Source organism: Pseudomonas sp. LBUM1655 (genome assembly GCF_059716085.1).
The window spans coordinates 1,524,769-1,551,443 of sequence record NZ_CP166801.1 but is presented as its reverse complement, the minus strand read 5'-3'; the positions used below and the strand labels follow the sequence as shown (position 1 = coordinate 1,551,443).

29 protein-coding genes, 1 tRNA gene and 2 pseudogenes are annotated in these 26,675 nt (G+C 57.5%); 16 read left to right on the top strand and 16 right to left on the bottom strand.

The window, feature by feature from the left end; all coding sequences use genetic code 11:
* Window positions 1–54: 54 nt before the first annotated feature.
* From ACA074_RS06950 to ACA074_RS06925, 6 genes are all read right to left on the bottom strand, one after another.
* On the bottom strand, window positions 55–1,056 hold the full coding sequence (locus tag ACA074_RS06950) for a hypothetical protein (RefSeq protein ID WP_497678684.1): 1,002 nt from the start codon (window positions 1,054–1,056) through the stop codon (window positions 55–57).
* A 56-nt stretch (window positions 1,057–1,112) separates the two neighbouring features.
* On the bottom strand, window positions 1,113–1,508 hold the full coding sequence (locus ACA074_RS06945; protein WP_497678683.1) for a hypothetical protein: 396 nt from the start codon (window positions 1,506–1,508) through the stop codon (window positions 1,113–1,115).
* 200 nt (window positions 1,509–1,708) lie between these two features.
* Window positions 1,709–2,011: a hypothetical protein gene (locus ACA074_RS06940; RefSeq protein ID WP_395604206.1), complete on the bottom strand. Its 303-nt coding sequence runs from the start codon at window positions 2,009–2,011 to the stop codon at window positions 1,709–1,711.
* Window positions 2,012–2,436: 425 nt separating this feature from the next.
* Window positions 2,437–3,102: an HNH endonuclease signature motif containing protein gene (locus ACA074_RS06935; RefSeq protein ID WP_497678682.1), complete on the bottom strand. Its 666-nt coding sequence runs from the start codon at window positions 3,100–3,102 to the stop codon at window positions 2,437–2,439.
* A gap of 214 nt (window positions 3,103–3,316) precedes the next feature.
* Window positions 3,317–3,853: a hypothetical protein gene (locus ACA074_RS06930; RefSeq protein ID WP_497678681.1), complete on the bottom strand. Its 537-nt coding sequence runs from the start codon at window positions 3,851–3,853 to the stop codon at window positions 3,317–3,319.
* A gap of 27 nt (window positions 3,854–3,880) precedes the next feature.
* Window positions 3,881–5,350: a tyrosine-type recombinase/integrase gene (locus ACA074_RS06925; RefSeq protein WP_497678680.1), complete on the bottom strand. Its 1,470-nt coding sequence runs from the start codon at window positions 5,348–5,350 to the stop codon at window positions 3,881–3,883.
* Window positions 5,351–5,393: 43 nt separating this feature from the next.
* On the opposite strand from ACA074_RS06925, the pseudogene ACA074_RS06920 reads away from it, so the two are divergent.
* Window positions 5,394–5,585 (top strand): annotated as a pseudogene (locus tag ACA074_RS06920) (L-aspartate oxidase); the annotation flags it as partial.
* Here ACA074_RS06920 and ACA074_RS06915 read toward each other — a convergent pair.
* Entirely contained in the window at window positions 5,554–6,006 is a 453-nt protein-coding gene (locus ACA074_RS06915) for a protein YgfX (RefSeq protein ID WP_497678679.1), read from the bottom strand. The pseudogene ACA074_RS06920 and the gene ACA074_RS06915 overlap by 32 nt on opposite strands.
* Window positions 5,990–6,244, bottom strand: a complete 255-nt coding sequence (locus tag ACA074_RS06910; RefSeq protein WP_401266041.1) for an FAD assembly factor SdhE — start codon at window positions 6,242–6,244, stop codon at window positions 5,990–5,992. Before ACA074_RS06910 ends, ACA074_RS06915 begins: the two co-directional genes overlap by 17 nt.
* Before the next feature lie 150 nt (window positions 6,245–6,394).
* On the opposite strand from ACA074_RS06910, the gene ygfZ reads away from it, so the two are divergent.
* On the top strand, window positions 6,395–7,336 hold the full coding sequence (gene ygfZ, locus ACA074_RS06905) for a CAF17-like 4Fe-4S cluster assembly/insertion protein YgfZ (protein WP_497678678.1): 942 nt from the start codon (window positions 6,395–6,397) through the stop codon (window positions 7,334–7,336).
* Window positions 7,337–7,371: 35 nt separating this feature from the next.
* On the top strand, window positions 7,372–8,193 hold the full coding sequence (locus ACA074_RS06900) for an HDOD domain-containing protein (RefSeq protein ID WP_187680157.1): 822 nt from the start codon (window positions 7,372–7,374) through the stop codon (window positions 8,191–8,193).
* 109 nt (window positions 8,194–8,302) lie between these two features.
* Here ACA074_RS06900 and ACA074_RS06895 read toward each other — a convergent pair whose 3' ends face one another.
* Both ACA074_RS06895 and ACA074_RS06890 read right to left on the bottom strand, forming a co-directional pair.
* Window positions 8,303–9,688 carry a sensor histidine kinase gene (locus ACA074_RS06895; RefSeq protein WP_187680156.1) on the bottom strand — a complete coding sequence of 462 codons (1,386 nt, stop codon included), beginning with the start codon at window positions 9,686–9,688 and terminating at the stop codon, window positions 8,303–8,305.
* Entirely contained in the window at window positions 9,681–10,352 is a 672-nt protein-coding gene (locus ACA074_RS06890) for a response regulator (RefSeq protein ID WP_187680155.1), read from the bottom strand. The genes ACA074_RS06895 and ACA074_RS06890 overlap by 8 nt, the downstream gene beginning before the upstream one ends.
* A 349-nt stretch (window positions 10,353–10,701) precedes the next feature.
* Here ACA074_RS06890 and ACA074_RS06885 point away from each other — a divergent pair.
* From ACA074_RS06885 to ACA074_RS06865, 5 genes and pseudogenes are all read left to right on the top strand, one after another.
* Window positions 10,702–10,866: pseudogene (locus tag ACA074_RS06885) on the top strand (OprD family outer membrane porin); the annotation flags it as partial.
* Between the two features lie 53 nt (window positions 10,867–10,919).
* Window positions 10,920–11,897, top strand: a complete 978-nt coding sequence (locus ACA074_RS06880) for a Bug family tripartite tricarboxylate transporter substrate binding protein (protein ID WP_187680154.1) — start codon at window positions 10,920–10,922, stop codon at window positions 11,895–11,897.
* Window positions 11,898–11,953: 56 nt separating this feature from the next.
* Window positions 11,954–12,412, top strand: a complete 459-nt coding sequence (locus tag ACA074_RS06875) for a tripartite tricarboxylate transporter TctB family protein (protein ID WP_489878411.1) — start codon at window positions 11,954–11,956, stop codon at window positions 12,410–12,412.
* Window position 12,413: 1 nt separating this feature from the next.
* Entirely contained in the window at window positions 12,414–13,928 is a 1,515-nt protein-coding gene (locus tag ACA074_RS06870; RefSeq protein ID WP_497678677.1) for a tripartite tricarboxylate transporter permease, read from the top strand.
* Entirely contained in the window at window positions 13,921–14,955 is a 1,035-nt protein-coding gene (locus ACA074_RS06865; protein ID WP_497678676.1) for an AbrB family transcriptional regulator, read from the top strand. The genes ACA074_RS06870 and ACA074_RS06865 overlap by 8 nt, the downstream gene beginning before the upstream one ends.
* 65 nt (window positions 14,956–15,020) lie before the next feature.
* Here the strand turns inward: ACA074_RS06865 and ung are convergent, their stop codons facing one another.
* A complete protein-coding gene (gene ung, locus ACA074_RS06860; RefSeq protein WP_401266056.1) occupies window positions 15,021–15,713 on the bottom strand; it encodes a uracil-DNA glycosylase in 693 nt (230 codons plus the stop codon).
* Between the two features lie 132 nt (window positions 15,714–15,845).
* Here ung and dspII point away from each other — a divergent pair, with 132 nt between their 5' ends.
* Window positions 15,846–16,958 carry an enoyl-CoA hydratase/isomerase DspII gene (dspII, locus tag ACA074_RS06855; protein ID WP_489878408.1) on the top strand — a complete coding sequence of 371 codons (1,113 nt, stop codon included), beginning with the start codon at window positions 15,846–15,848 and terminating at the stop codon, window positions 16,956–16,958.
* Window positions 16,959–17,026: 68 nt separating this feature from the next.
* Here the strand turns inward: dspII and ACA074_RS06850 are convergent, their stop codons facing one another.
* Both ACA074_RS06850 and ACA074_RS06845 read right to left on the bottom strand, forming a co-directional pair.
* Complete coding sequence (locus ACA074_RS06850; RefSeq protein WP_095187689.1) at window positions 17,027–17,410, bottom strand: hypothetical protein; 384 nt, start codon at window positions 17,408–17,410, stop codon at window positions 17,027–17,029.
* A 178-nt stretch (window positions 17,411–17,588) separates the two neighbouring features.
* On the bottom strand, window positions 17,589–17,828 hold the full coding sequence (locus ACA074_RS06845; RefSeq protein WP_497678675.1) for a hypothetical protein: 240 nt from the start codon (window positions 17,826–17,828) through the stop codon (window positions 17,589–17,591).
* Window positions 17,829–18,165: 337 nt separating this feature from the next.
* Between ACA074_RS06845 and ACA074_RS06840 the strand changes: the two genes are divergently transcribed.
* The 6 genes from ACA074_RS06840 to ACA074_RS06815 all read left to right on the top strand — a co-directional run bounded on the left by ACA074_RS06840 (window position 18,166) and on the right by ACA074_RS06815 (window position 22,656).
* Window positions 18,166–19,653 carry a sensor domain-containing diguanylate cyclase gene (locus ACA074_RS06840; RefSeq protein ID WP_497678674.1) on the top strand — a complete coding sequence of 496 codons (1,488 nt, stop codon included), beginning with the start codon at window positions 18,166–18,168 and terminating at the stop codon, window positions 19,651–19,653.
* Complete coding sequence (locus tag ACA074_RS06835; RefSeq protein WP_187680140.1) at window positions 19,646–19,876, top strand: cysteine-rich CWC family protein; 231 nt, start codon at window positions 19,646–19,648, stop codon at window positions 19,874–19,876. Before ACA074_RS06840 ends, ACA074_RS06835 begins: the two co-directional genes overlap by 8 nt.
* Before the next feature lie 33 nt (window positions 19,877–19,909).
* Entirely contained in the window at window positions 19,910–20,602 is a 693-nt protein-coding gene (locus tag ACA074_RS06830; protein ID WP_497678673.1) for a pseudouridine synthase, read from the top strand.
* A 315-nt stretch (window positions 20,603–20,917) separates the two neighbouring features.
* On the top strand, window positions 20,918–21,802 hold the full coding sequence (locus ACA074_RS06825; RefSeq protein WP_497678672.1) for an alpha/beta fold hydrolase: 885 nt from the start codon (window positions 20,918–20,920) through the stop codon (window positions 21,800–21,802).
* A gap of 159 nt (window positions 21,803–21,961) precedes the next feature.
* Window positions 21,962–22,035: transfer RNA gene (locus tag ACA074_RS06820), tRNA-Gly, on the top strand.
* A gap of 216 nt (window positions 22,036–22,251) precedes the next feature.
* Complete coding sequence (locus ACA074_RS06815; RefSeq protein ID WP_497679309.1) at window positions 22,252–22,656, top strand: type II toxin-antitoxin system HicB family antitoxin; 405 nt, start codon at window positions 22,252–22,254, stop codon at window positions 22,654–22,656.
* Window positions 22,657–22,741: 85 nt separating this feature from the next.
* Here the strand turns inward: ACA074_RS06815 and ACA074_RS06810 are convergent, their stop codons facing one another.
* Window positions 22,742–23,104: a DUF6124 family protein gene (locus tag ACA074_RS06810; RefSeq protein ID WP_497678671.1), complete on the bottom strand. Its 363-nt coding sequence runs from the start codon at window positions 23,102–23,104 to the stop codon at window positions 22,742–22,744.
* Between the two features lie 571 nt (window positions 23,105–23,675).
* Between ACA074_RS06810 and ACA074_RS06805 the strand changes: the two genes are divergently transcribed.
* The gene (locus ACA074_RS06805) at window positions 23,676–24,404 is read left to right on the top strand and encodes a class I SAM-dependent methyltransferase (RefSeq protein WP_497678670.1); all 729 of its coding nucleotides are present in this window, start codon (window positions 23,676–23,678) and stop codon (window positions 24,402–24,404) included.
* 137 nt (window positions 24,405–24,541) lie between these two features.
* Here ACA074_RS06805 and tam read toward each other — a convergent pair whose 3' ends face one another.
* Both tam and ACA074_RS06795 read right to left on the bottom strand, forming a co-directional pair.
* Complete coding sequence (tam, locus tag ACA074_RS06800; protein WP_497678669.1) at window positions 24,542–25,312, bottom strand: trans-aconitate 2-methyltransferase; 771 nt, start codon at window positions 25,310–25,312, stop codon at window positions 24,542–24,544.
* Between the two features lie 150 nt (window positions 25,313–25,462).
* The gene (locus ACA074_RS06795; protein ID WP_497678668.1) at window positions 25,463–26,548 is read right to left on the bottom strand and encodes a type I restriction endonuclease; all 1,086 of its coding nucleotides are present in this window, start codon (window positions 26,546–26,548) and stop codon (window positions 25,463–25,465) included.
* Between the last annotated feature and the right edge of the window lie 127 nt (window positions 26,549–26,675).

Here is a 26,675-nt window from a genome sequence, read left to right as displayed (position 1 = left end):
CGCACCTGTCCGCCCCCTCTGGGGCCTACCTTACGGGGCTTCTAAGAGACTTCCTCAGGTCAGCTTGATGTTGGTAATCATCGGGAAAGCCACGGTTTGAGTTTGAAGACCATCCGCAGTCAGCTTCACTTTGACCTTGCCGTTAGCCACGATGTCCACAACTGTCATGATCTCCACGTCCCAGCACTGATGGGCGCCATTACGGGTCGCTTGGATCCTCCAGATGTCCCCGTTACCACCTTCGCGATAACTCAGCGAGGTGAACAGTTTAGGCAGCAGGAACAGGCCACGGTCAGTACCGCTATAAGGCTGCACAGAGGCACCAATCAGAGACTCGATGTCTTCAACACCTGCACGCTGAGCAGCACGCTCAAGAACCGCGAGCAACGACACCGGCAGCAGAACCACAAAGTCCGACAGCGAGCTACCTACGGTCTGGTTGATGTTCATCGTCAAGATGTCGATCAGATCCTCAGCGACCTCCACAGGCTTACCGGTTGGCTTAGTCGCTGACACGCTTTCAGTGGATGGAGCGCTAGAGAGGATACCGGCGATCTTGCCAGCGGCATCATGTTCGATGTCCCGTAAGAGCTTCTCACCGGTCTGGTGCATCGAGCCTTCAGTGAAGCCCGCCATCAGGTTATGGTCGAGAATGCTGAATCGCTTACTGATGACCAACGCTGTATCGGTTGGCTCGGTGAAGATCACAGACCCGGCCAGGACTTCGCCCTTCGAGATGGTCTGGTTATCCCAGTTATTACGAGGGTCGAAAGTGACGGAGCGATCAGCCATCGTGATGATTTGCTGACCAGTTGCCTCCGAGCCAGCCGGACGGAATTCACAAGGGGTGTGTTCGATTGCCGCTTGGCGCCACTCAACACCATTGAGGTAATCGTCGAGGGCCTCTGTAAGGGCTTCAACATAGACGGACACATCGGTGGCCGTTTCGGTCTCGACACGAACATCAGCGGTATTGAAGCGGATCGACCCATTTTGACTATCGGTGAGAGCAGTGCTGTAAGTCGATGGCTTGACGTATTGGTTAGGCTGTTTCATTGGAATAGGTCTCCTGAAGAATAAGTAGGGAAGTGATTGGTGCAGGTCTGGAGCTATCAGCCGTTATTACGGGAGCGTGCTGCCAAAACCTTTTGAGCTTGTTCACGGATGGCAGCAGCACGGGCTTCTCTTTCAGCTTTCGCTTGGGCCAGTTCGCGTGGAGTCCGCTCGCGCAAACGCTCAGCACGCTCGTCAGCTTCCCGCTGAAGTTGCTCACGGGCCGCTTTCTGCTCCCGCTTGGTCATGAAATAGACCTGAGCGTCCTCTTGGATGGCCTTGAGGGACAAACCGGCTTCCTCGAAGGCTTTGATAACGCCAAACTTGGTGCCGTTGTTCCGGCCACACTGGGCCATCAGCAAGGGCAACATGACGCTTTCGACGTACTCACGATTGAGGGTCTGGCCCGACACAGTTACTTCGTTCTTCAGGACTTTAGTGATGGTGATATTCATTGATTTGGATCTCCTGTGAGGTGACCCATTCGTTCAGTCTTGGCGCCATAGACACGCACGACAAGACGGCAAGGAGGGAGCCGCGTGGGCATCTTCCAAGACTGACGAATAGGTTCTTGATTGGTTATTTGAGGCTGATGGTCATCAGGACATGGCGAACCTGAGAGACATCATTGAGGGCACCAGTGAGGCGACACTGGTTATTGCTGGACTGCTATGGGACGAGCGTTGAGGATAACGGGAACACCCTTCACTGCTCCGTAAAGAGCGATCAGGTCGAGACCAGTAGCAGCCATGAGAGCCTCAAGGGACTCCATTAGGAATGCTCCCAGTTTGCCCGAGACGAACTCATTGGCTTTCTCAGGGTGCCGGTTCGTGAAAACATCGAGAGCTTTTAGATCGAACAAAGCGGTAGAGGATCGTCCGGTCATTGCCGACTCGATGGACAACAAGATTTCACGGCGTTGATGATCGAGACCATCGAGTTTGAAGTGGAGTCGCATGGGCCTCCTTTGAGACGAACTGAGAGAACGGGATGCTTATGGTCGGAAGACCAATCCCTAACTTAGAGATAACTTGAGAGGTTCTTTAAGACAAGAGCAAAGATTTATTTAAAGAATAATAATTAGAGTTACTCAATGAGTAATCTTTAGAATCTTTAAGGTTAAAGGCCCCCATGAACATTGAGCAATACACGGTGACCCCAATCCCGTGCAAGGCCTCCCAGCGATGCCCTCAAGAGGCACCGACTAACGATCAGCAATATCAATGTTCGCTCCTTCCTACTGGAGCCAGACACGAGGTCTGCTTACCGGGGACAGTTGAGCGTTGGCGATCTGGTCGCGCTTGGCACTCGGTGGTCTCTGGTCGGGCGTGGTGATGCCCTCTAGGAATCTGTGTAGCCATAGTGAGGATACTGACCATAGGGCTATTGTCTGACCGTCACTCGATTAGGTGCCCCAATGATGAACCCTTGGGGATCCCTGCGAGCCGTATCACCCAAGTTATCCTTCTTCACCTGAGCGAGCCAATGCTGGGCAGCACGGGGATTCTCAAAGTAGTTCATATGGGTGATACCTCTAATTGTAGTCTTCCCAATGTACCGAACGCTTGAGGTGAATTTGTAATCACGGGTGACACCAGTAGGAAGATGAGGATCCTTCTTTGGGTACTTCTCTTTAAGAGCAGATGCACGGTTACCGAAGTTTTCGTGATAGGTCAGCGGTCGGAGATTACTTGGATGATTGTTGTTCGGGTTACCGTCGATATGGTCAATAACCAAAGACTCATCAAATTCACCATGAGTCATTCGATAAACAATGCGGGATTTCTGAACGCGGACTTTGTGTTTCGTGTCTCCGTCAATCCAAGTTACTTCGACCTGCTGGCGCAGCGAGCTATTGGAATAGGTGCCCACGGGTGCACCCTCTTCGGTTCCCCTGCGAGTCTTGCCGGGGATGAGCTTGAAGGATCGAGCCACGATGCCCTCATGGTCGTCGCTGAGCTTGTAGCGGGCCTCAAGGATCTCAATGGGTGGTAATAGGCATACGGATACATTGGTGCCTTGAAGCTTGATTTTTGATGCGGTTGTCATGGTTGGCCTCCTGAACTGGGTAGGGTTGCGTGTCTGTGGCCATAGTGAGGGGTTTAAATCCTACGACCAGTTCCCTACCCTTCGAGACCATACATCCGTAGCCTCTAAGCTCCCGCTGAAAGGCCAAGAGTGAGCGGATCGTTCAAATCGCTTTCACGCCAGCAACAGACCTATTAGTGAACGACACCGCTTTCCGACCTACGTGTCTTGCCGCCTAAGGGCGTCTTAACTCACCACCGGGCAATTGGCGGCAATAAGCCCTAAGTCGTTCGATGCTGGAAACAACACAGGGCTTGTCGATACTCCACTGAAGTGGATAAAGCCAATCGTAAAAAGCTTCGCACTGATCGTTATCCTTGCCGGTGATCGAGTTTAAAAGCTCTTCGCCCTTTTGCATGGATATAGGCGCCATCGTCTCCCTGTCAAATATGTGAGCCGCGTAACTATTCCTAAATTTGCAGATCTTTTTATTTTCGATGTCGGCAGCATCTTTGAAAATACCCGCTGTTTCTTCGCTTGGCAGCGTGTTCAGGAACTTTCCGTATTTCTTCCTTAATTCGTGTAGTTTAAAGAGCGTGAGAATAACCGAGTGATTGCATATTCGAAGCCTTCCCATAGCTTGTTGGGTCGTAAGTTTGTTCTCTTTGAACTGACTTATTATGTCTCGACCCATACTCACTGCTGCCACTATGTCAATCATCTGGTCTGTAAGTAGCCATTTGATATAGTTTGCTTCGTTGAGGGTTTCCATATGGCTTCCTTGTCAAGTCTACTGAAATCATCTTGTAGCTATTGTAAACGCTTTTACCAAAGCATCATGCAGTGTCCCTACCTCCACGGCACTCCCCGCCCCATAGAGGTCATAGCTAATTGACCCCGACGAATGCCCCAAGATCGACTCAGCAGTTCCCACAGGAACCTCAGCGGCCTTCAAGGCACCAGCCAAAGAGTGTCGTAGCGAATGGAAAGTCTGGGTGCGGTCTGCCTTCAGGCCCAAGACATCCCGAAGGGCACCATTGAGCAACCCTGAGAACTGCCCTGCGCCCAGCTTGAACAACTGCGAGTCGGCCTTCTCGACAAACTCAAGGAACGCTTGAAGGTCAAACCCATAGGCCCCATCGGTCAGCGGTACGACACGAAGCGCATTCTTGGTCTTGGCTGTCTTGCCATCGTTCCTATTGATGTCAATGACCCAGATGCCATTACCGTCAGTGCCTGGGATCTTCTTAACGTCAGCCTTGGTGAGCTGCCTCAGTTCCTCAATACGAGTCCCAGTGATGACCCCGAGCGACAACGCCCAGCGCTGCCACGAGTCTTCAGGAAGCGTCTTGGTATGGGCCATGAGTGTCTTTACTTGATCCTGAGAGAACGCCTCACGGGAGCTATCGGCTCCTTTGGTAGGCTTCAGCCCCTTATCGAAGCTCTTGTCGATGTAGCCGTTATGCACAGCCCAATCCATGACAGTGGTAAGGCGGGTCAGTATCTTCTTCACGGTGGAAGCTGAGCGATCCTCAAGGAGCTTTTCCTTCAGAGCCACCATGTCAGCACGCGTGTGGGTCTTCAGGTCAAGCTCACCCAGCACAGCAGCGATAGCCCCACAGGAAGACTTTATGTCCCGCATGGTGCTTACCTCTACGTGTTCCTTGCGCTCGTCCATGTAAAGCTCAGAGATGGCCTTGAAGGTCAGCGGCTTGGAGGCTTCAGTTGATAATACAGATAGGGACGGACGAAGGGCCACAGACGTGCTACAAGGCTCTTCTTTAAGTCCCCTAACGATCTCAACCAGCTTCCCCGGCCTCCCATTCAGGCGCTCCTGTGATGCCTCAATGATCTCCAATGCTTTGCCCACTGCTCGTTGCTGATTGAGGCTCAAGGACATCTTGGCGCTGGCCTCTCGAAGCGCTTGATGATGCTCATCGTGGATCATCTCGTAAGCGACCAATGAGCTATCACCATGCGCCATCGTCAAGGATGACTCAGCGATGTCTACCAGACGCTCACGGAGTTCGTCCCAAGTCGCTTCAGGGTTGTCGAAGTGATACGCCTTGAGGGTCTTGAGGATGTCCTTCGAGATGTTCATAGCGGTGGCCTTGTCGGTAGTTCTGAGCGAAAGCGTGAAGAAGCCCGTAGCGGTGCCTTGAGGGCGAAGGCGAAGGTAATAGCGACCAGACCGGCGATAGTGGTACGGCTTGGCGAGCGCAGTTTGTAACAGGTTTGTCCCACTTTGGGAGCGGTGGTTGACGGTCATCGGCTGAAACCCCTGTATCCATTGGGTTTAGCCTCATAGGGTCGAGTTCTACAGCAACTATAAAGTCAGTCGCGACCTGATCGAGCTGCGCAATCTCGCCCAGGTCGCCGAGCTAATGATTTGCTCAGCCATGGAGCGCAAGGAAAGTCGCGGCCTGCATTACACCCTCGACTATCCGGACCTGCTACCCGAGGCGCTCGACACTATTCTGGTGCCGCCCACCTACGCCGGCTGAACTTGAGCCGCACACGCAGGCGTCGGTGCAAATCCGCCGCCTGCGCGTCGCGTGGCACGCAGATCGATCTGACCCGCCATTCCCCGCGCAAACGAAAGCGCAGCACCACGATCAATGGCAGCGCCAGGCTGTCCGGTCGTAGTTGCACCGCCTGCCAGCCATCCGCCCGACTCCACAACTGCCAACCATCGGCATCTCGACGCAAGCCACAAAATGCTTTGGGATGACTCAATAGAATTTGCAGTGGGATCACGTAAAAACCGTGAAGCAGGCAAGCTAAAGCCGCTGCCAGACTGGCCCAGAGTGGAATTGAAAGCAGAAGCAAAGAACCCAGCGCGAACGCCTGGGCCAACAGATACGCCGCCAGCAACTGCCGTGAGGCATGCCAGCGGCATTCGAACGTATTACTTGGGCTGGACACGATCCAGGATCATGCGAACCATGCGCTGCAGCTCCGGATCTTCGGACTCGCTGCGCTCCATGAACCAGCCGAACATGTCCTGATCCTCACACGTCAGCAGGCGCACGTACAAATCGCGATCTTTGTTGTTGAGAGTTGCGTAAACGTCTCTCGAAAACGGCACCAGCAGCACGTCAAGTTCAAGCATGCCGCGACGGCTGTGCCAAAAGAGGCGATTGAGTTCAACTTGTTCGACCATGGAGCCCTCCTCAAATTTGGCGGCAAGTATACAGCCCCGAGACGGGTCGCACAGTCGGCTTTGGTCGGGCACCACCGATCCTTTATCAACTACCCATTTCAACAGCGCACCCTTATGATGTGCCCCAGTCTATTTACCCTGCGATGACCCATGGCCGATTCTGCTTTTTTCTGCACCCTGTCTCATGAAGGCGTTCTCGCGGTTCGCGGTGCGGATGCCGGAAAATTCCTGCAAGGCCAGTTGACCTGCAATATCAATTACCTGAGCGACACCGCTGCCAGCCTTGGCGCGCGCTGCACGCAGAAAGGCCGGATGCAGTCGAGTTTCCGCATTCTGCTGGAAGGTGACGGCGTGCTGCTGGCGATGGCCAGCGAACTGCTCGAACCACAACTGGCGGATCTGAAAAAGTACGCAGTGTTCTCCAAATCCAAACTCACCGACGAAAGCGCCGCCTGGGTGCGCTTTGGTCTGAGGTCGGGCGATGCAGCACTGAGCAGCCTCGGTCTGGATCTGCCGGCCGAAACCGACAGTGTTGTACGCAACGAAGGTCTGATCGCGATTCGCGTCTCGCCGGATCGCGCCGAACTCTGGGTGCCGGCCGAACAAGCCGAAACCATCAAAGCCAAGCTGTCCGCCGCCCTGCCTGAAGGTGATCTGAATCAATGGCTGCTGGGCCAGATCCGCGCCGGTATCGGCCAGGTCATGCCAAGCACCCGCGAGCTGTTCATCCCGCAGATGCTCAATCTGCAGGCCGTTGGCGGCGTGAGCTTCAAGAAAGGCTGCTACACCGGCCAGGAAATCGTCGCGCGCATGCAGTACTTGGGCAAACTCAAGCGCCGTCTGTATCGTTTGAGCCTGGATGCCACGCAATTACCAGAGCCGGGCACCCCGTTGTTCGCGCCGAGCCACAACAGTTCCATCGGCGAAGTCGTACTGGCCGCCAACGCCGGACAAAATATTGAACTGCTGGCGGTGTTGCAGGCCGAAGCTGCTGAAGCGGGCGATCTGCATCTGGGTACCCTTGAAGGGCCTGCATTGCATTTGCTCGATTTGCCCTACGAACTGGATCGCGACCGCGAAATCCAGCGCTGATCGCAGCCTTTGTTGCAACACCCTAGAGAGTCTAAATGAGCGAACTGGCGGATAAGGTCCAACAGGATTTGGTTGAGGCCATCGATAACGATGACCTGGTTCTGCCCACGTTGCCGGAAGTGGCCCTGCAAATTCGCAAGGCCGCTGAAGATCCGGAAATCAGCGTCAGCGACCTGAGCAAAGTGATCGGCCGCGACACGGCGCTTTCGGCGCGCCTTATCAAAGTGGTCAACAGCCCTCTGCTGCGTGCAGCCCAGGAAGTCACTGACCTGCACACCGCCATCACCCGCCTGGGCATCAATTACAGCAGCAATCTGGCGATCGGCCTGGTGATGGAACAGATTTTCCACGCGCGTTCCGAAGTGGTGGAACAGAAAATGCGCGAAGTCTGGCGCAAGAGCCTGGAAATCGCCGGGGTCAGTTATGCGTTGTGCCGCCGCTACACACAGCTCAAACCTGACCAGGCGGCATTGGGCGGGCTGGTGCATCAGATCGGCGTGCTGCCGATTCTGACCTACGCCGAAGACCACTACGAATTGCTGTCGGACCCGGTCAGCCTCAACCATGTGATCGACCATATTCATCCGCTGCTGGGCGACAAACTGTTGCGGGTCTGGGAGTTTCCGGAGCGGTTGGTGGAGTTGCCGGGGCGCTATCAGGACTTCAAACGCGACTCGAAAGAGATCGATTACGTCGATCTGGTGCAGGTAGCGAGTCTGTATTGCCACAAGGGCACCGATCATCCATTTGGGCGCATTGATCCACTCAGTGTGCCCGCGTTCAGAAAGCTTGGGATCGATCCGGAAAACAAGGCGCTCTGCGAAGATCTGGAAGAATCGCGGTCGATGTTTTACTGATCCGAGACCGAGGCGCGCCCTTCGCGAGCAGGCTCGCTCCCACATTGGAATGCATTCCCCCTGTGGGAGCGAGCCTGCTCGCGAAGAGGCCGGCAAGAACACCGCAGAATCACCCGGCGATAAAACTCACACGCACCTTCAAACCCGCCTGCTCACCATCATGCAAGCTGATCTGCGCCAGATGCGCCCGGCAAATCTCGCCAACAATCGCCAAACCCAACCCCGAACCCGCCACCTGCTGATTACGCCGGTAGAACCGCTCAAACACCCGCTCACGCTCCTCCAGCGGAATCCCCGGCCCGTCGTCTTCAACTTCAAGCACCGCTGGCGCCGTCACACGCAAAATCACATTGCCGCCTGGCGGCGTATGCGCCAGCGCGTTATCCACCAGATTGCTCAGTAACTCATTGAGCAGCGTCGGCTCACCCCGCAGCCACACCGGCTCGTCCGCCTCAAGCGCCAGCGCTACGCCGCGTTTGTGCGCCAGCGGCGCCATGGCCATGCCCAGTTCCCGCGCCAATTGGCTCAGATCGAGCAGCTGTGCGCCGCCCTCCGCAATAGCCCGGGCGCCGTTTTCAACCCGCGCCAGCGACAGCAGCTGATTGGCCAAATGGGTCAGGCGATCCGTGCTTTGCGCTGACGATTCCAGGGTCGTGCGCCAAGTTTCGGGTTCATTCGAGCGCAGGCCCAATTCCAGCCGCGCCTTCAACGCTGCCAATGGCGTACGCAACTCATGCGCCGCATCGGCGATGAACTGCGCCTGTCGCTCGAACTGCCCACGCAGGCGCTCGGTGAAATGGTTAAGCCCACGCACCAGCGGCCAAAGTTCATGCTGCACTTCCACCAACGGCAAGGGCCGCAAGTCGTCGGGCTGACGTTCCTCCACCGCCGTGCGCAAACGCTCCAGCGGTCGCAACGCCGCACTGACGGCGAACCAGACCAACAGCAACGCGCCAATCGCCAGCATGCCCAAACGCAATAAGGTGTCGGCGGCCAGACTGCGGGCCATGCTGACCCGGGCTTCGTCAGTTTCGGCGACACGGATTTCCGCCATGCCGTTCATGTTCGGCTCGGTTACCGCTTTAAGCAGACTGACCACCCGAACATTCTGGCCCTTGTAGGTGGCGTTGTAGAAACGCGCCAGCGCCGGATAGTCGTCAGTTCTTGGCGTGCCTGACGGCGGACCGGGGAGGTTTTCGTAGCCGGAAATCAGCTTCTGATGGATGTCGTTGACCTGATAATAAATCCGCCCGGCACTGTCGTAGGCGAACGTATCGAGGGCCACGTAAGGCACGTCGGCACTGAGGGTGCCGTCTCGTTGCGACAGGCCGGCAGCGATGGTTCGCGCGGAGGCCAGCAACGTGCGGTCATACGCGGTATCGGCCGCTTCGCGACCATTCCAGTAAGCACTCAAGCCACTGGCGAGCATCAGCACCACCAACAGCAGCGCAAGGTTCCACAGCAACCGCCAGCGCAGGCTGCTGGGCTTATGCATCGCGGCTTTCCAAGAGATAGCCGAGGCCACGGAAGGTCACGATCGCCACCGGGTGACCGTCGAGTTTCTTGCGCAAGCGGTGCACGTAGATTTCGATGGCATCGGGGCTGGCTTCTTCGTCGAGGCCGAACACTTGCGATGCCAATTGCTCCTTGCTCATCACCCGCCCCGGCCGGGCGATCAGCGCTTCGAGCACCGCTTGCTCACGAGAGGTCAAGGTCAGCAATTCCTCACCGAGGGTGAAGCGCCGGGTGTCGAGGTCATAGGCCAGCACGCCGCAGCGCTGTTGGCGTTCGCCGCCGAGCACACTGCGGCGCAACAGGGCTTTGACCCGCGCTTCCAGTTCAGTCAGCTCGAAAGGCTTGGCCAGATAATCGTCAGCGCCAAGATTGAGGCCGTGCACCCGATCTTTCACGTCACTGCGCGCGGTCAGCATCAGCACCGGCAAATTTTTTCCGCGCGCACGCAACCGCGCCAGCACTTCAAAACCATCCATGCGCGGCAGGCCGACATCAAGGATCGCCACCGCGTATTCCTCACTGCCGAGCGCCAGGTCGGCGGCCACGCCATCGTGCAACACATCCACGGTCAGACCGGTGCTCTTGAGCGCCTGGGCGACACTTTCGGCCAGTTGCAGATGGTCTTCGACGAGCAGGACACGCATGGATTTTTACCTCGTTCAGGGATGGCCGACGCCACTCTTTGTCGCGGAGTTTACAGCCGCAACCGCCGCTGTGAAGCCCGAAAACCGTGAAAGCCAGTTGAAAGGTTAGCGAAAGGTTAGCTGGTTAGAGTCGAGCCACGGACAGTTCCGACTGCCGTCGCTGCTGCCACACAGCGTTACGAAAAACGCCACGAAGCGTTTTCGACCAATAAGAACAATAAACGGAGCACCCCGCGCATGCCGTCCTTGCAGACCAAGGCTCTAACGCCTCTTCTCCCCTCCCGCTTCAGCCACGCCACCTGCGCCAGTGCCGCCGCCCTCGCCGTTTTTTCGCCGCAGCGTTTTGCCAGGCAAAGCGTGGGAGCGCGACACCGAGATCAAATATGTCGTACAAAGCGGCGCGTTGAAGGATGTCGCCGTGCGCCTGCGTAATGCCACTTACCGTTCCAGCTACTCCGCTCGCGATGCAGACGAAGTGCGTTTGCTGGTGAGCTACAGCGTTGCCCTTTGGTAAATGTCCGTTGCTGAAAAACACGTCGAATAACAACAATGCCCGTGGAGACTTGAATGAACCTATCACTGCGTAAAGTGGCCCTCGCCGCCAGTTGTGTCCTGTTCGCCGGCCAACTCATGGCCGAACCGAAACGTCCTGAATGCATCGCCCCGGCCTCGCCGGGCGGCGGTTTCGACCTGACCTGCAAACTGGCGCAGAGCGCGCTGGTCAACGAAAAACTGCTGAGCAAACCGATGCGCGTCACCTACATGCCCGGCGGCGTCGGCGCGGTGGCGTACAACGCAGTGGTCGCACAACGCCCGGCGGATGCCGGCACGTTGGTGGCATGGTCCAGCGGTTCGTTGCTGAACCTGGCCCAGGGCAAGTTCGGGCGTTTCGATGAAACCAATGTGCGCTGGCTCGCAGCGGTCGGCACCAGCTACGGCGCCATCGCGGTGAAAAGCGATTCGCCCTACAAGACCCTCGACGATCTCGTTCAGGCACTGAAAAAAGATCCAGGCTCCGTGGTGATCGGTTCCGGCGGCACCGTCGGCAGCCAGGACTGGATGCAAACCGCGCTGATCGCCAAGGCTGCCGGGATCAACCCGCGTGACCTGCGTTACGTCGCCCTCGAAGGTGGCGGCGAGATCGCCACCGCCCTGCTCGGCGGTCACATCCAGGTCGGCAGCACCGACATCTCCGACTCCATGCCGCACATTCAGAGCGGTGATATGCGCTTGTTGGCGGTGTTCTCCGAGAAGCGTCTCGACGAGCCGGAAATGAAAGGCATTCCGACCGCCAAGGAGCAAGGCTACGACATCGTCTGGCCGGTGGTGCGCGGCTTCTACCTCGGGCCAAAAGTCAGCGATGAAGACTACGCCTGGTGGAAAGACGCGTTCGACAAACTGTTGGCCTCCGAGGAATTCGCCAAGCTGCGCGATCAGCGTGAACTCTTCCCGTTCGCCATGACCGGGCCGGAACTGGACACCTACGTGAAGAAGCAGGTCGCGGACTACAAAGTGCTGGCCAAAGAGTTCGGCCTGATCCAGTGATCGTCTCTGTCTAGCGGCTGCGTTCCCGATGACGGGGACGCAGCACAGGAGCTCCCATGCTTATTCAACGCATTTTCGCCTCGGTGCTGTTGCTGGCCTGTGCCGGCCTGGCCCTGATGGCGTGGCCGTATCAAGCGGCTTTTTCCTACGAACCCGTCGGCCCGCGCGCCTTTCCCCTGCTGATGCTCGGCCTTATGGGCGCGGCGCTGCTGTACATGGTGTTCCGCCCGGCCCCTATCAAACACAGTGAAGACGAGCCGCCACTGGATCGCGAAACCCTGACCAAGATCGGTATTTGCGTCGTCCTGCTGCTGGTGTTCGCTGGCACGTTCGAACCGCTGGGCTTCATCCTCAGCAGCATCCTGATCGGCATTCCGATGGCGCGACTGTATGGCGGTCGCTGGGTGCCAAGCATCGTGGTCACCACGCTGATGGCGATCGGTCTGTACCTGCTGTTCGACCGTCTGATGGACGTTCCGCTGCCCCTCGGCCTGCTCGACGTTCTGGAGAACTGATATGGATACTCTTGGCTATTTGGGTCAGGGTTTCGGCGTCGCGCTGAGTCCCTACAACCTCGTGACCGCGCTGTGCGGCACCCTGATCGGCACCGTCGTCGGCCTGTTGCCGGGCCTCGGCCCGATCAACGGCGTGGCGTTGCTGATTCCGATCGCATTCGCCCTCGGCCTGCCGCCGGAGTCGGCGTTGATCCTGTTGGCAGCGGTGTATCTGGGCTGCGAATACGGCGGTCGGATCAGTTCGATCCTGCTGAACATTCCGGGCGAAGCGTCCACCGTGATGACCACCCTCGACGGCTACCCGATGGCCCGCAAAGGCCTGGCCGGCGTAGCGTTGTCGCTGTCGGCGTGGAGTTCGTTCATCGGTGCGTTTATCGCCACTTGCGGCATGGTGCTGTTCGCCCCGCTACTGGCGAAATGGGCGATTGCCTTTGGTCCGGCGGAATACTTCGTGTTGATGGTGTTCGCGATTGTCTGTCTCGGCGGCATGGCCGGTGATCGCCCGCTGAAAACCTTTATCGCCGCGCTGATCGGCCTGTTTCTGTCGACCATCGGCATTGACGCCAACAGTGGCGTGTACCGCTTCACCGGCGACAACATCCATCTGACCGACGGCATCCAATTCGTCGTGCTGGTACTCGGCCTGTTTTCCATCAGCGAGATCCTTCTGCTGCTGGAGAAAACCCACCACGGCCAGGAAGCCGTGAAGGCCACCGGCCGCATGATGTTCAACTTCAAGGAAGCGGCCTCGGTATTCACGGTGAACCTGCGGTGCGGTGTGCTGGGCTTCATCATGGGCGTGCTACCGGGTGCTGGCGCAACCCTCGCCAGCGCCGTGGCGTACATGACCGAGAAGCGCATTGCAGGTAACAGCGGCACATTCGGTCAGGGCGACAAGCGTGGTCTTGCGGCTCCAGAAACCGCCATTGGCGGTGCGGCGTGCGGTGCTCTGGTACCGATGCTGACGCTCGGTGTTCCAGGTTCAGGCACCACCGCAGTGATGATCGGCGCACTGTCGCTGTACAACATCACCCCGGGCCCGCTGCTGTTCCAGCAACAACCGGACATCGTCTGGGGCCTGATCGCGTCGCTGTTTATCGCCAACGTGATGCTGGTGATCCTCAACATCCCGATGATCCGCATCTTCACCCGCATCCTCGCCGTGCCGAACTGGGCACTGGTGCCGGTGATTGCGATCATTACAGGGATCGGCGTCTACGCGGTGCACGCAACCACGTTTGACCTGTTCCTGATGATCGGTATCGGTATCTTCGGCTACATCCTGCGCAAGCTGGACTTCCCGTTGTCACCGCTGCTGCTGGGCTTCATCCTCGGTGGTCTGATGGAGCAAAACTTGCGTCGTGCGCTGTCGATCTCTAACGGCGCGCTGGAAATTCTCTGGTCAAGTCCGATCACAGTCGGTTGCTGGGTATTGACGGTGATCATGCTGATGATGCCGATCATCCGTATCTGGCGTAAACGCTCCGCTGCCCGGCGCGCCATTGCCGATGTCTGATTGGTCATCCCTCAAAACCTGGTGGGGAACCCCGCTGGTCGGTCTGCTTGGCGGCTTTGTCGCTAGCCAGATCGGCTGGCCGTTGCCGTGGATGGTCGGCTCGTTGCTGGCGATCATCCTCGTGCGCTGCCTGACCCCGTGGCAATTAACCGAAATCCCTGGTGGCCGCAAATGCGGCCAGTGGATTGTCGGGATCGGCATCGGTCTGCACTTCACCCCGGTGGTGATGGAGCAGGTGCTGAGTCACTTCGGTCTGATCTTCTTCGGCGCGCTGGTCACCAGCCTGTCGGCGGTGGTCGGCGTGTGGTTGATGCGCCGCACCGGTGAAGATCGCGCCACGGCGTTTTTTTCCAGCATGCCCGGTGGCTCCGGGGAGATGGTCAACCTCGGCGCGCGCAATGGCGCGCTGCTCAGCCATGTAGCGGCTGGGCAAAGTTTGCGGGTGTTGGTGGTGGTGCTGTGTGTGCCGGCGGCGTTCAAGTATCTGCTCGGCGACGGCGCACCGATTTCTCATGCCGGCAGCGTCGATTGGCGTTGGCTGGCGATTTTGTTTCCGGCGGGCGCCCTGGCCGCGTGGATCTGGGAGCGACTGCGCCAGCCCAATCCGTGGCTGTTCGGGCCGTTGCTGGTGAGTGCGGCGGTGAGCATCGGCTGGGATCTGCACATCGGTTTGCCCAATGGCGGCAGTCAGATTGGCCAGTGGCTGATCGGCAGCGGTCTGGGCTGTCACTTCAATCGACAGTTTTTCCGGCGTGCGCCGTCGTTCATGGGCCGCACACTGATCGGCACGGCATTGACCATGTTGATCGCGACACTGGCGGCATTGGGGTTGAGTACGTTGACCCATCTGGATCTGCGTTCACTGACGTTAGGCATGATGCCCGGCGGGATTGCCGAGATGAGCCTGACGGCGGAAACCCTGCAACTGTCGGTGCCGCTGGTGACGGCGATGCAGGTGATGCGGCTTCTTTTTGTGCTGTTTCTGGCGGAGCCGTTGTTCAAGTATTGGAATCGCAATCCCGAGTAACAACTGACAGACCGAGTTGCCTTCTCCACGAGCAAGCTCGCGAAGGGGCCAACCCGGTCAACCCGTCAAACCGGCGGTAGACGCCACTCGATCGGCGACTCGCCATTCTGCTCAAGAAACTTGTTGGTCCGGCTGAAATGCCCGCATCCCAAGAACCCGCGATAAGCCGACAACGGCGACGGATGCACCGAGGTCAGCACCAGGTGTTTGGTCGCATCGATCAGCTTCTGTTTACTCTGCGCATGAGCGCCCCACAGCATAAACACCAGATGCGGCTGCTGTTCGCTGACCAGTTCAATGATCCGGTCAGTGAAGAACTGCCAGCCCTTGTCCTTGTGCGCATTAGCGTTGGCGCGCTCGACGGTCATGGTGGTGTTGAGCATCAACACGCCCTGATCGGCCCAGCTCTGCAAATAACCGTGGCTGGGAATATCGATGTTCAGGTCGCGTTTCAACTCTTTATAGATGTTGACCAGCGACGGCGGCGCCGGCACGCCCGGTTGCACCGAGAAGCACAAGCCATGGGCCTGGCCCGGGCCGTGATACGGGTCCTGGCCGAGGATCACCACTTTGACTTTATCCAGCGGCGTCGAATTCAGCGCATTGAAAATCAGCGGCCCCGGTGGATAGATTTCCTTGCCGGCCGCCCGCTCCTGCTGCAGAAAATTGCGCAACTCTGCCATGTAAGGCTGGTCGAATTCAGCACGCAGTGCCTCCTTCCAGCTCGGTTCGAGTTTGATACGGTCGTCAGCAGTCATGGTCATACCCGGCAAAAACAATGGGGCGAACCCTAGGAAAGCCGACCACGCTTGTCAATTGATCTGACGCAGATCCGGCACTTTCCCACACAACGATCATACTGATCGTTCAAATTCCCGATCGAGGTCACGATGAATCTGCACTTCGAAGAACTCACCGGCACCGACGGCGCCCGCCTCGGTATCGCCAGCCTGGACGCTGAAAAATCGCTCAACGCGTTGTCCTTGCCGATGATCAATGCGCTGAGCGACAAACTGAATGCCTGGGCAAAAGACCCACAAATCGTCTGCGTCTTACTGCGCGGCAACGGCGCCAAGGCATTTTGCGCTGGAGGCGAAGTGCGCAGCCTGGTGGAAGCCTGTCGCGCCCACCCCGGCGAAGTACCGCCACTGGCCGCGCAGTTTTTCGCCGCGGAATATCGCCTGGACTACAGCCTGCACACCTACCCGAAACCGTTGATCTGCTGGGGCCACGGTTATGTGCTGGGCGGCGGAATGGGTCTGTTGCAAGGCGCGAGCACACGCATCGTCACGCCGAGCAGCCGTCTGGCCATGCCGGAAATCACTATTGGCCTGTACCCGGATGTGGGCGCCAGTTGGTTCCTGTCACGACTGCCCGGCAAGCTCGGTTTGTTTCTGGGCCTGACCGGCGCGCACATGAACGGGCGTGATGCGATCGATCTGGGACTGGCCGACCGCTTCCTGCTCGACGAACAGCAACCGGATTTGATCGAAGGCCTGCTGCAACTGAACTGGCAGGAACAGACCCCGATGCAACTCAACAGCCTGCTCAAGGCCTTGCAGCAAGAAGCCGTCGCGAAAATGCCCGAGGCGCAGTGGCTACCGCGTCGTCAGCAGATCGACGAACTGCTCGACGTCAGCGATGTGGCGTGCGCCTGGAAAGCCATCAGTCTGCAACACGACAGCAGCGACCCGTTGCTCGCCCGTGCCGCCAAGACCCTGAGCGAAGGCTCACCGGTGACCGCTCATCTGGTCTGGGAACAGATCATCCGCGCGCGCTATATGTCACTGGCTGAAGTCTTTCAGATGGAATACACCCTGAGCCTCAATTGCTGCCGGCATCCGGAGTTCAGCGAAGGGGTGCGCGCGCGATTGATCGACAAGGACCAGAAGCCGCACTGGCATTGGCCAGACGTCAACAGCGTGCCGGATGCCGTGGTGGAGGCGCATTTTCATAAGGTTTGGGAGGGGCGGCATCCGTTGGCGGATCTGACGCAGTACTAACCTTCTCGTGTAAAAAAACAGGCACAAAAAAAGCGGCGCTCAATGCGCCGCTTTTTGTTTGCGGTGAGTTACCAGCGGTTGCCACGTCCGTTGTGGTCGCCGCGGCCGCTGTGGCGGTCGTAGTTGCCGCGACCGCGGTGATCGTTGTCCCAACCGCCGCGACGGTGGCCATCCCAGCGTCCGCGGTCATTGCCGTGCCAGCGACGGCTCTCGTAATAACGCGGGGCCGGCTGATAGTAGCGCGGCGCTGCCTGGTAATAGCGCGGCTGCTGATAGTAACGCGGTGCGGGTTGGTAGTAGCGCGGCTGCGTGTAGTACGTGCCGCCGCTGTAGTACGCCGGCGCGGGTGATGAGTAGACCTCTGACCTGTAATAGCTGTCTCCGTATGAATAAGGGACACATCCGCCAATGGAAAAAAACATCACGGCAAGCAGTAGGATTCGGCGATACATGGCGGCCTCCTGGACCGCGGGTAGCCACACCAGCGACGCTGGCAGGCGTCAGTCGTTTATTCGGTGACTGACGAATTATCTGACAGCGTTTTCGGAATCTGGTGCGTTCCTGCAACAAGTTGAAACAAGTGATTTATGAAACCTTGTTCATCCGCCAACGTGGTCATTCAGCGGCTGATTAGTGGTGACCACCGTGATATCCGCCGCCGTGATAACCCCGTCCGTAGCCACCTCGATAACCATGGCCGCCATAGTAATAATGGGCGCCGCCGTAATAGCGCGGGCCGTAGTAATAAGGTGAGTAATAGCCGGGAGAGTAATAAGTGGCGGGATAAGCATCGTAGGGCCCGGCGTAGTAATAGCAGCCGGACAAACCGAACACGAACACTGCACCAAGGACCATTTTCTGAATACGCATGGCGGCCTCCTGAAAGACCTGCGGCCGCAACAGGACAGAGCAGCCGACATAGATTTGACTGGCTCGGATCAACCAAGTGCCAAACCTGACTTATCTTTAGATCAGCGGCGTCGCTAGCAAAGCAAATCCTTGTAGGAGTGAGCCTGCTCGCGATAGCGGTGTGTCAGACATATTTCCTGTGAATGCCACACCGCTATCGCCAGCAAGCTCACTCCTACAGGGATCGACGTAGCGAAAGGTAAAGATAGGAACGACCATTCGCGCCGCACATGGAGCAGCAATTTCCCCCGCAGTCCCATTAGAATGCTGCCATCGGGCCACTGCCAACGGAACTGCCATGCCGCTTCGTTCTCCGCTGTACTCCCAACGTTCGCTGGTACTGACGCTGATCGCCCTGCTCGGCGCTGGCTTCCTCGCCACATCGCTGCTCAGCTACTACGCCTCGCGCGCGTCGATCCGCGACAACATCGTCAATACCGAACTGCCACTGACATCCGACACGGTCTACTCGGAAATCCAGAAAGACCTTGTAAGACCGATCCTGATTTCCTCGATGATGTCCCGCGACACTTTCATGCGCGACTGGGTGGTGAACGGCGAGCAGAATCCCGAGCAGATGACCCGCTACCTCGACGAGGTCATGACCCACTACGGTGCCTACACCGCGTTCTTCGTCTCCAACAGCACCCTCACCTACTACCACGCCAAGGGTGTGCTCAAGCAAGTCAAAGTCGATGAACCACGCGATGCCTGGTACTTCCGCGTGCGCGACATGAAAGCCCCGTACGAAATCAACGTCGACCCGGACCTGGCCAACAAGGACAACCAGACGTTCTTCATCAACTACAAGGTCTACGACTACCACAACCGCTTCATCGGCGCGGCCGGCGTCGGTCTGACGGTGGACGCGGTGATCAAGCTGATCGACAAGTATCAACAGCGTTATCAACGCAGCGTGTACTTTGTCGACACCTTTGGCCGACTGGTGCTGACCGGCGCCGAGGGTGGCCCTGAAGGCGCGCGCATTGGCCAGAGTCTCGGCGAACTCGACAGCATGAACAGCCTGGTCAGTCAGTTGCCGAAACCGCACAGCGGCAGCTACGAGTACTCTGCGCATGGCCAAGGGCATTTTCTCAACGTGCGGTTCATTCCGGAGCTGAACTGGTACCTGTTCGTCGATAAACGCGAGGACGGCGCGCTGAGTGAAATTCGTCAATCGCTGTATCTCAATCTGTTGATCTGCCTGCTGGTCACACTGATCGTGTTGGCGCTGCTCAATCGAGTGATTAAACGTTTTCAGGCGAAGATCCAGGCCCAGGCCACGCTCGACAGCCTCACTGAGCTACCGAACCGCCGCGGCTTCGATCTGCTCGCCGTACAAGCCCTGCACGAAGCGCAAAGGGAAACCAAACCGCTGACCGCGTTGTTGCTGGATCTCGATCACTTCAAGGCATTGAACGACACCTACGGCCACATGGCCGGCGATCAGGTGTTGATCGGTTTTGCCCGCGATTTGCAAAGTTGCCTGCGCCATGCCGACATCGTCTGCCGCTGGGGCGGTGAGGAGTTCATCGTTTTGCTAAAGGACACCGACGGCGAAACGGGTAAGAAAATTGCCGAGAAGATCCGCCAGCACGTCGAGCAACACGAATATGCCTACAACGGCCACAGCCTGAATCTGACCGTGAGCATCGGCGCGACCACCCTGCAACGCGATGACACCTTGCACAGCCTGCTGTCGCGGGCCGATCATGCAATGTACCGGGCCAAACAAACCGGCCGTAACCGCACCTGCGTGGAAATGCCTCACTCGACTTATGCCTGAATCCGACGTTAAACCCGACCTCTGCCCGGCCTGCGGCGCCCGCAACGACTGCACACTGGCCGACCCGCGCACTGCCGACCGCGCCTGCTGGTGCTACGGCGTGAGCATCGACCCGGCGGTGCTCGAGGCCTTGCCGCCAGCACTGCGCGACAAATCCTGCCTGTGCCCGCGTTGCGCGCAGGTTGAGGCGCAACTGCAAGCGGCCAAACCGGCGATCCCGTAAGATGCGCGCCCCTTCATTCCTCGAATTCTGAACATGCGCGTCGACCGTTTCCTCAGCAACCTGCCCCGCTACAACCGTCAGCAGGTTCGCCTGTTGCTGGTGGAAAAGCGCGTGCGCGTTGACGGAAAAGTCGTCAGCGACCCGCACAGCGAAGTGCTGGAATTCAGCCGCGTCGAAGTCGATGACGAAGTGCTGCAACTCGGCAAACCGGCGCGCTACTTCATGCTGCACAAACCGCCGGGCTGCGTCAGCGCCACCCGCGACCCACAACATCCGACCGTGCTTGACCTGATGGATGAGCCGGAGAAGGACGACTTGCACATCGCCGGACGCCTGGATTTCAACACCACCGGATTGATGCTGATCACCAACGACGGCACCTGGTCGCGGCGTCTGACCCAGCCACAAACCAAACTGCCGAAGGTCTATTACGTCGAGACCGAGCAGGACATCAGCGCGGAATATGCGCTTAAGTTTGCCGAAGGGATCTACTTCGCTTTCGAGGATCTGACCACGCAACCTGCGCAACTTGAGCTGCTCGACCCGAGGTCGGCGCGCCTGAGCATCGTCGAGGGTCGTTACCATCAGGTGAAGCGCATGTTTGGTCACTTCAACAACAAAGTCCTGCGTCTGCACCGCGAATCCATGGGCCCGTTGCTGCTCGATAACGCGCTAAAACCGGGCGAGTACCGTGCTTTGCGCACCGAAGAGATTCATTTGTTCTAAGCAGGCGACCGCTCAGCAGAAGTTGTCGAACAATCTACCGACGGCACTTGCGCGATCCCCCCGCCCCTGCTTGAATCAGGACGTCGGCCAGATTGTGACCGATGAGTCACAACATACATCCAAGAAACTTTTTGCCGGTAGAGAACCCTCAGGTTCCGCCTTCCCCCGGCAAACTGCCCGCCAATAACAATACCCGTCGACCGTTGTCATGGATCGACATGGGCCAGCAAATTCCAGGCGTATGCCTACCTGTCACAAAGCTCGTGCAATCTCTATTTGCGCGCATACCCGCTTGCTTGCCAGGAGTCTTATGACATGAGGCCAGAAATCGCTGTGCTGGATATACAGGGTCAGTATCGGGTTTACACGGAGTTCTATCGCGCAGACGCCGCAGAAAAGACCATCATCCTGGTCAACGGCTCGATGGCCACGACTGCGTCGTTTGCACAAACCGTGAAAAATCTGCACCCGCAATTCAACGTGGTCTGCTACGACCAGCCCTACGCGGGCCGGTCAAAAGCCCACAACCGCCACGAGAAACATCTGACGAAGGACGTCGAAGGCCAGATTCTGCTGGAGCTGATCGACCACTTCGCCGCCGAGCACGTCCTGTCGTTCTCCTGGGGCGGCGCCGCGACGCTGGTTGCCCTTTCGCACCAACCACGGCGCATCGAAAAAGCCGTGATCAGCTCGTTCTCACCGGTGATCAACGCGCACATGCTCGATTACCTGGAGCGCGGCGTCGATTACCTCGGCCAACGCGACGGCGACCGAGTCGGCGAACTGGTCAACAGCACCATCGGCAAACACCTGCCGTCGCTGTTCAAACGCTTCAACTACCGCCACGTCAGCAGCCTGGCCGAGCACGAATACGGGCAGATGCACTTCCACATCAGCGACGTACTGCACAGCGATCGTCAGTGCTATCTGAACGCTGCGAAGAAAATCAACGTACCGGTGCTGTTTCTCAACGGCGAATGGGACGAATACACCGCCGCCGACGATGCGCGCCTGTTCGGCAACCATGTGGCGCAAAGCACCTTCACCACCCTGCAAGCCACCGGGCACTTTCTCGACATGGAGCACAAGGCTGCGTGCCGCGATAGCCAGAACGCCCTGCTCGGCTTTCTGAAACCGGCGCCGCAGGCCAGCCGAACGCGTTACTCGTTTGTTCAGGATCACCATGCACTGGCCATTTGAAAAAGCGTCGTCGCGAGCAAGTCTGCCGGTATGAGATGTGTGCATCTGTGCACGCGTCGGGCTTGCCCGCGATTGACCGTTTTCAACGTTGCAACGCCATGCGAGCAAAAGAAAACTTCAAATCCGTGGCCGAGTCTGGTACAAAGTCAGCCGCTCTGAGCGGGTGTCGTATAATGGCATTACTCCAGCTTCCCAAGCTGATAACGAGGGTTCGATTCCCTTCACCCGCTCCAATCGAATTTTGTCTCACGTTGTTTTTGACGGGGGATGCAGGAACAGAAAAAACCGGCCTTGATGGCCGGTTTTTTTGTGGCTGGGATTTGAGATTGGCCATTTAGTCTGCGCAGAACGATTCAGAAACACAGCGTTGGTTGCAGATACGCCCTCCCCCTTTACCCTTTGATCTCTCTAACGACAAGAAGCGCTGCGTGCTCAAGGGGATGATCCAGATGCTCTATCCAATCGCAATCTCTGCCAGTGACGGTGAATGTGCCTGGGGTGTTGAGGTGCCGGATCTGCCGGGATGTTTTTCTGCAGGAGAGGATCAAGAGAATGCCATTGAGATGGCAAAAGCGGCCATAGAGACCCACATCGAGATTCTGGCCGAAAGTGGTGCAGCCATTCCGGTCGCAGGGAAACTCGGAACTCACTTTTCCAATCCGAAATATGCAGGCTGCGTTTGGGCGTTGGTGGATGCGGATGTCAGTCGGTGTATCGGAAGTCCGCAGAAAGTGAGTATTACGCTGCCGGGCTACTTGCTGGAGCGGATTGATCTTCACGTTCACCATCATCCGGAGGAGAAGAACCGTTCGGCGTTTTTGACTTCGGCGGCGTTGCGGATGTTGGCGCCTTGAATCGTGAATGTTCGTAGGCGTAACTACAAAAAACCGGCCTTTAGAGCCGGTTTTTTGGGTCTGCTACAAATCGACGATTTTGTGATTACCCCGCCGGCACAACCTTGTCCAGCGCCTGATTCACTGCCAATTCACCCAACATCACAACCTGCGCAATGCCGAGTGCAGTCTTGCGGTGCGAGGTGTCGAGCAGCGCGGCGAAGTTGTTGAGCATGGTGGTGGCCGAGCCGAGGGTTTCGCTGGCGTTGGCCAGCAGGGACTCGGTGTCGTACTTCGGGTTGGCGAGGAACATCGGTTCGGGTTCGTTGGTTGAGCCCATGATTTGGGCGGCGGGGCTGAGGTAGTGGTCGAGGGCGCGTTCAGCGGCTTCGTGGAATTTCTTCGAACCGGGCGATTCGTAGGGGGATGCCGGATCGGTGTCTGGCGGGTTTGGCGTAATTTTGAACATTGGATTGGTCCTATCGTAGGGCCACAACCCGTCTCGCTACTAAACGGAAGGGTGGCAGCTGTGCGCAAGTTAGTAGACCGGACACCAATCCAAATCCGGCGCGCCCTAGAGCACCATGCGCACAGCCACCATCAAGCACAGGCTTTAGCCCGACTGAATGACACTTGTGCAACCGTTATGAATCAGTATTCCGGGCTACTAAACCCGTTCACTGGAAATCAGTGACGCGAACCAAGTTACCGACCGCCCCCAAGGCGCACAAGCCGGCGGATTCTGGCGTAGCGGTAGGCAACGGCGCAAGGATTTGTAGGCTTCAGGACGTAACATCGAACGCCTTTAAACGCAGCCAGCAGAAAGCGTTTACACATCCAGAAAACCCGGCGAATCGTCCGACATTACAGATCAACAACACTCCCCCGGTTCTCACTTTCCAACCGACCCGCTAGCATCTCCCCATCAACCACCACCCTCCCCCTGCGCGGCCATCGACGAATACGCGTCATCACTTTCGAGGGAATCCCAATCGCGGCCGCTGTGCCGCTGACGAACGAACTCAAAAGAGCACTTCCCCATGACTCAAAACATCTACGACGATCCCGAATTTTTCCAGGGCTACAGCCAGATGAACCGCTCCATCGGCGGCCTCGATGCCGCGCCGGAATGGCCCGCACTCAAAGCCTTGTTGCCCTCCATGCACGGCTTGAACGTGGTGGACCTGGGTTGCGGATATGGCTGGTTCAGCCGCTGGGCCAGTGAACACGGCGCCGCGAGCGTCCTGGCCCTGGACGTTTCGGAAAAGATGCTGGAACGGGCACGCGAAACCACTACGGCGGCGAACATCCGTTATGAACGCGCAGACCTGGAACAACTCGACTTGCCCGCCTGCAGTTTCGACCTGGCTTACAGCTCTCTGGCGCTGCACTACATCAAGGATCTGCCGGGGCTGTTTGCGCACCTTTATGCGTCGCTGAAACCGGGGTCACACTTTGTGTTTTCCATCGAGCATCCGATCTTCATGGCGCCGCGCAATCCCGGTTGGCTGGTCGACAGCGAAGGCCGCAAGCGCTGGCCGCTGGACAGTTATCAGAGGGAGGGCGAGCGGGTGACCAATTGGCTGGCCGACGGTGTGATCAAGCAGCACCGTACTGTCGGCACGTTACTGAATTCACTGATTGGCGCTGGATTTACCATTCGCCACGTCAACGAATGGGGGCCGAGCGATGCGGAAGTGGCGGCGCAACCGGCGCTGGCTGAAGAGCGGGAGCGGCCGATGATGATGTTGGTGGCGGTGCAGCGCTAGGAACGATCAATCACAACTGTGGCGAGGGGATTTATCCCCCGATGGGGTGCGCAGCGCCCCCCAAAAAAAAGGCCTGCTGCGCAGTCCATCGGGGATAAATCCCCTCGCCACAGATTCAGTACGCCTGAGGATTACTCTCAGCGCGTCGCGACGATAAACAATCGCGGAAACGGCAACAGCACCGAACCATCGGCCAACGCCGGATAAGCCTTCTCAACTTCCGCCAGATACTGCTCCAGATACTGCGCCCGCTCGCTTTCAGTCAGCGGACTCAAAAACGGAATCAACCCACTGCCCTTGAACCACTCCACCACCCCCGCCGCCCCGCCGGGCAACTGGTGGTGATACGTGGTGCGCCACACATCGACCCGCGCGCAGCACGGTCGCAGCATCGAGAAGTATTCGCTGGCACTGGCCATCTCGGTACGCTGCCCCGCCGCACCGGCGAGTTTTCCGGCCCACGGGCCGTTCGCGGCGACTTCGCGCATCAGCCGGTGGGATGGCTCGTTGAGGTTGTCGGGCATCTGGATCGCCAGACTGCCCCCCGCCGACAACTTGCCCGCCAGCGCCGGCAGCAAAGACGCGTGATCCGGCACCCACTGCAACACCGCATTGGCAAAGATCACATCGAACGGCCCTTCATCGGCCCATTGATCAATCTCGGCGACATCAAACTGCAACTGCGGCAGGCGCTTGCGCGCGGCGTCGATCATGTCGGGCGAACTGTCCAACCCACTGACTTTTGCCCCTGAAAAACGCTGCACCAGCAACTCCGTCGAGTTACCGGGCCCGCAACCGATATCGACCACCGACCGGGCGTCAGCCGTGGGAATCGCCGCGAGCAGATCGCGGGCCGGGCGGGTGCGTTCATCTTCGAAAGCGACGTATTGTTTGGCGGACCAACTCATTGCGTTCTCCTGTCATGGACATTCCAGCGGTTCGTCACGATACAGGCAGCCAAGCGAGCAGTTCTAGAGCAAGACATAGCAAATAGTGTCGGTGTATTCAGCGCCAACAATGATCAGAAAAAAAACCGGCCTCGACGGCCGGTTCTTCTGTCATTCGTAATATCCAACTGTTTTTTTCAGATGCTCTGAATACTCATAGATGTCATCGACCGTGCTGATTGGATGGCGTATTTCGTTTTTCTCCTCATCGAAGATACCGATGTACTTCTGAGAGCGATTGAAATGCAATCGACAAATCGGCTTGCGGTTGTTGTCATCCAGCAAGATGCCGAAATAGCTCTGCGTATCACGCTGAACGATTCGCTTGGCATCCACAACTGACCGAACCATAGCACGAACGATGTGATATCCCTCCAGCTCTTCAAGGGTTGTCAAAACCTTGTCATCTGACTCGTCACGAGGATCTACTGGATCAGTCCCGACAGAGGCTGAAGGTAAAGATGCCAACTGAGGCTGAATAGTCCCACTCATAGCGGATTTGAGCCGGTCATTGATCTGCTCATTTAAAAACTGCACAACAGCTTTTCTTGTCAGCTCATGAAACTGTTCGCGTACTTTTTGCGTGATCACTCCGTCGTACACACGGGAGGCGAAAACTTTGACGAAATCATCGTCCGGCTTGCTGACTTGTGCTGCGATAACCTTCTTTATTTGACTGACATACTTCAGTTCGCCAGCCGCGCTGATAATTGAGTCAACGTCAAACGCCGACTTCGTTAGCTTCACCAACTCGGGAACCGAGTATTCATCAATATCCAGGAGGTCCAGTTCCAGGAATGGCTTTTCATCCATTTTGTTCGGCGCATCCAGATCCGTAAAAAACTTGTAGACCTGACCGTTGGTAAGGATGGAGATACGAGCGCTGGTAACGTGAAAATAGCGAAATAGCTGAGAGGCATGATTGATGTGCAGTGACTCACCGACTTTTTTGCATTCGATCAGAATCTGTACTTCGCCATCTTTCATAATGGCGTAGTCGATTTTCTCGCCCTTTTTCGTGCCAATGTCACAGACAAACTCAGGCGTCACCTCGGTCGGATCGAAGACGTCGTACCCTAATACGGTACTGATGAATGGCATGACGAATGCATTTTTCGTTGCTTCTTCTGTCTGAATTGCGGCGCTCTGCAACCGGACTTTGGCTGCTAGGCTGGCTAACTTTTCGAAGAATTCCATGAGTGGCCTCTTGCGTGATTTCTTTCCGTGTTAGAGCTACTGGCAATTTGATCGCCACTTGATACTAGCCACAATCCAGCGCAATGAAAGTTCGCCCGAGTAAATGGCACTCACTGATAGAAGCTAC

Bases quoted from the DNA above. Each gene is read 5' to 3' on its own strand.
- ACA074_RS06805 (WP_497678670.1), top strand. From the start codon at position 23,676: ATGACTCAAAACATCTACGACGATCCCGAATTTTTCCAGGGCTACAGC.
- ACA074_RS06925 (WP_497678680.1), bottom strand. From the start codon at position 5,350: ATGACCGTCAACCACCGCTCCCAAAGTGGGACAAACCTGTTACAAACT.
- ACA074_RS06865 (WP_497678676.1), top strand. From the start codon at position 13,921: ATGTCTGATTGGTCATCCCTCAAAACCTGGTGGGGAACCCCGCTGGTC.
- ACA074_RS06815 (WP_497679309.1), top strand. From the start codon at position 22,252: ATGCTCTATCCAATCGCAATCTCTGCCAGTGACGGTGAATGTGCCTGG.
- tam (WP_497678669.1), bottom strand. From the start codon at position 25,312: ATGAGTTGGTCCGCCAAACAATACGTCGCTTTCGAAGATGAACGCACC.
- dspII (WP_489878408.1), top strand. From the start codon at position 15,846: ATGAATCTGCACTTCGAAGAACTCACCGGCACCGACGGCGCCCGCCTC.
- ACA074_RS06880 (WP_187680154.1), top strand. From the start codon at position 10,920: ATGAACCTATCACTGCGTAAAGTGGCCCTCGCCGCCAGTTGTGTCCTG.
- ACA074_RS06830 (WP_497678673.1), top strand. From the start codon at position 19,910: ATGCGCGTCGACCGTTTCCTCAGCAACCTGCCCCGCTACAACCGTCAG.
- ung (WP_401266056.1), bottom strand. From the start codon at position 15,713: ATGACTGCTGACGACCGTATCAAACTCGAACCGAGCTGGAAGGAGGCA.
- ACA074_RS06910 (WP_401266041.1), bottom strand. From the start codon at position 6,244: ATGGTCGAACAAGTTGAACTCAATCGCCTCTTTTGGCACAGCCGTCGC.
- ACA074_RS06875 (WP_489878411.1), top strand. From the start codon at position 11,954: ATGCTTATTCAACGCATTTTCGCCTCGGTGCTGTTGCTGGCCTGTGCC.
- ACA074_RS06890 (WP_187680155.1), bottom strand. From the start codon at position 10,352: ATGCGTGTCCTGCTCGTCGAAGACCATCTGCAACTGGCCGAAAGTGTC.
- ACA074_RS06870 (WP_497678677.1), top strand. From the start codon at position 12,414: ATGGATACTCTTGGCTATTTGGGTCAGGGTTTCGGCGTCGCGCTGAGT.
- ACA074_RS06850 (WP_095187689.1), bottom strand. From the start codon at position 17,410: ATGTATCGCCGAATCCTACTGCTTGCCGTGATGTTTTTTTCCATTGGC.
- ACA074_RS06940 (WP_395604206.1), bottom strand. From the start codon at position 2,011: ATGCGACTCCACTTCAAACTCGATGGTCTCGATCATCAACGCCGTGAA.
- ACA074_RS06835 (WP_187680140.1), top strand. From the start codon at position 19,646: ATGCCTGAATCCGACGTTAAACCCGACCTCTGCCCGGCCTGCGGCGCC.
- ACA074_RS06945 (WP_497678683.1), bottom strand. From the start codon at position 1,508: ATGAATATCACCATCACTAAAGTCCTGAAGAACGAAGTAACTGTGTCG.
- ACA074_RS06895 (WP_187680156.1), bottom strand. From the start codon at position 9,688: ATGCATAAGCCCAGCAGCCTGCGCTGGCGGTTGCTGTGGAACCTTGCG.
- ACA074_RS06840 (WP_497678674.1), top strand. From the start codon at position 18,166: ATGCCGCTTCGTTCTCCGCTGTACTCCCAACGTTCGCTGGTACTGACG.
- ACA074_RS06930 (WP_497678681.1), bottom strand. From the start codon at position 3,853: ATGGAAACCCTCAACGAAGCAAACTATATCAAATGGCTACTTACAGAC.
- ACA074_RS06795 (WP_497678668.1), bottom strand. From the start codon at position 26,548: ATGGAATTCTTCGAAAAGTTAGCCAGCCTAGCAGCCAAAGTCCGGTTG.
- ACA074_RS06825 (WP_497678672.1), top strand. From the start codon at position 20,918: ATGAGGCCAGAAATCGCTGTGCTGGATATACAGGGTCAGTATCGGGTT.
- ygfZ (WP_497678678.1), top strand. From the start codon at position 6,395: ATGGCCGATTCTGCTTTTTTCTGCACCCTGTCTCATGAAGGCGTTCTC.
- ACA074_RS06845 (WP_497678675.1), bottom strand. From the start codon at position 17,828: ATGCGTATTCAGAAAATGGTCCTTGGTGCAGTGTTCGTGTTCGGTTTG.
- ACA074_RS06900 (WP_187680157.1), top strand. From the start codon at position 7,372: ATGAGCGAACTGGCGGATAAGGTCCAACAGGATTTGGTTGAGGCCATC.
- ACA074_RS06935 (WP_497678682.1), bottom strand. From the start codon at position 3,102: ATGACAACCGCATCAAAAATCAAGCTTCAAGGCACCAATGTATCCGTA.
- ACA074_RS06950 (WP_497678684.1), bottom strand. From the start codon at position 1,056: ATGAAACAGCCTAACCAATACGTCAAGCCATCGACTTACAGCACTGCT.
- ACA074_RS06810 (WP_497678671.1), bottom strand. From the start codon at position 23,104: ATGTTCAAAATTACGCCAAACCCGCCAGACACCGATCCGGCATCCCCC.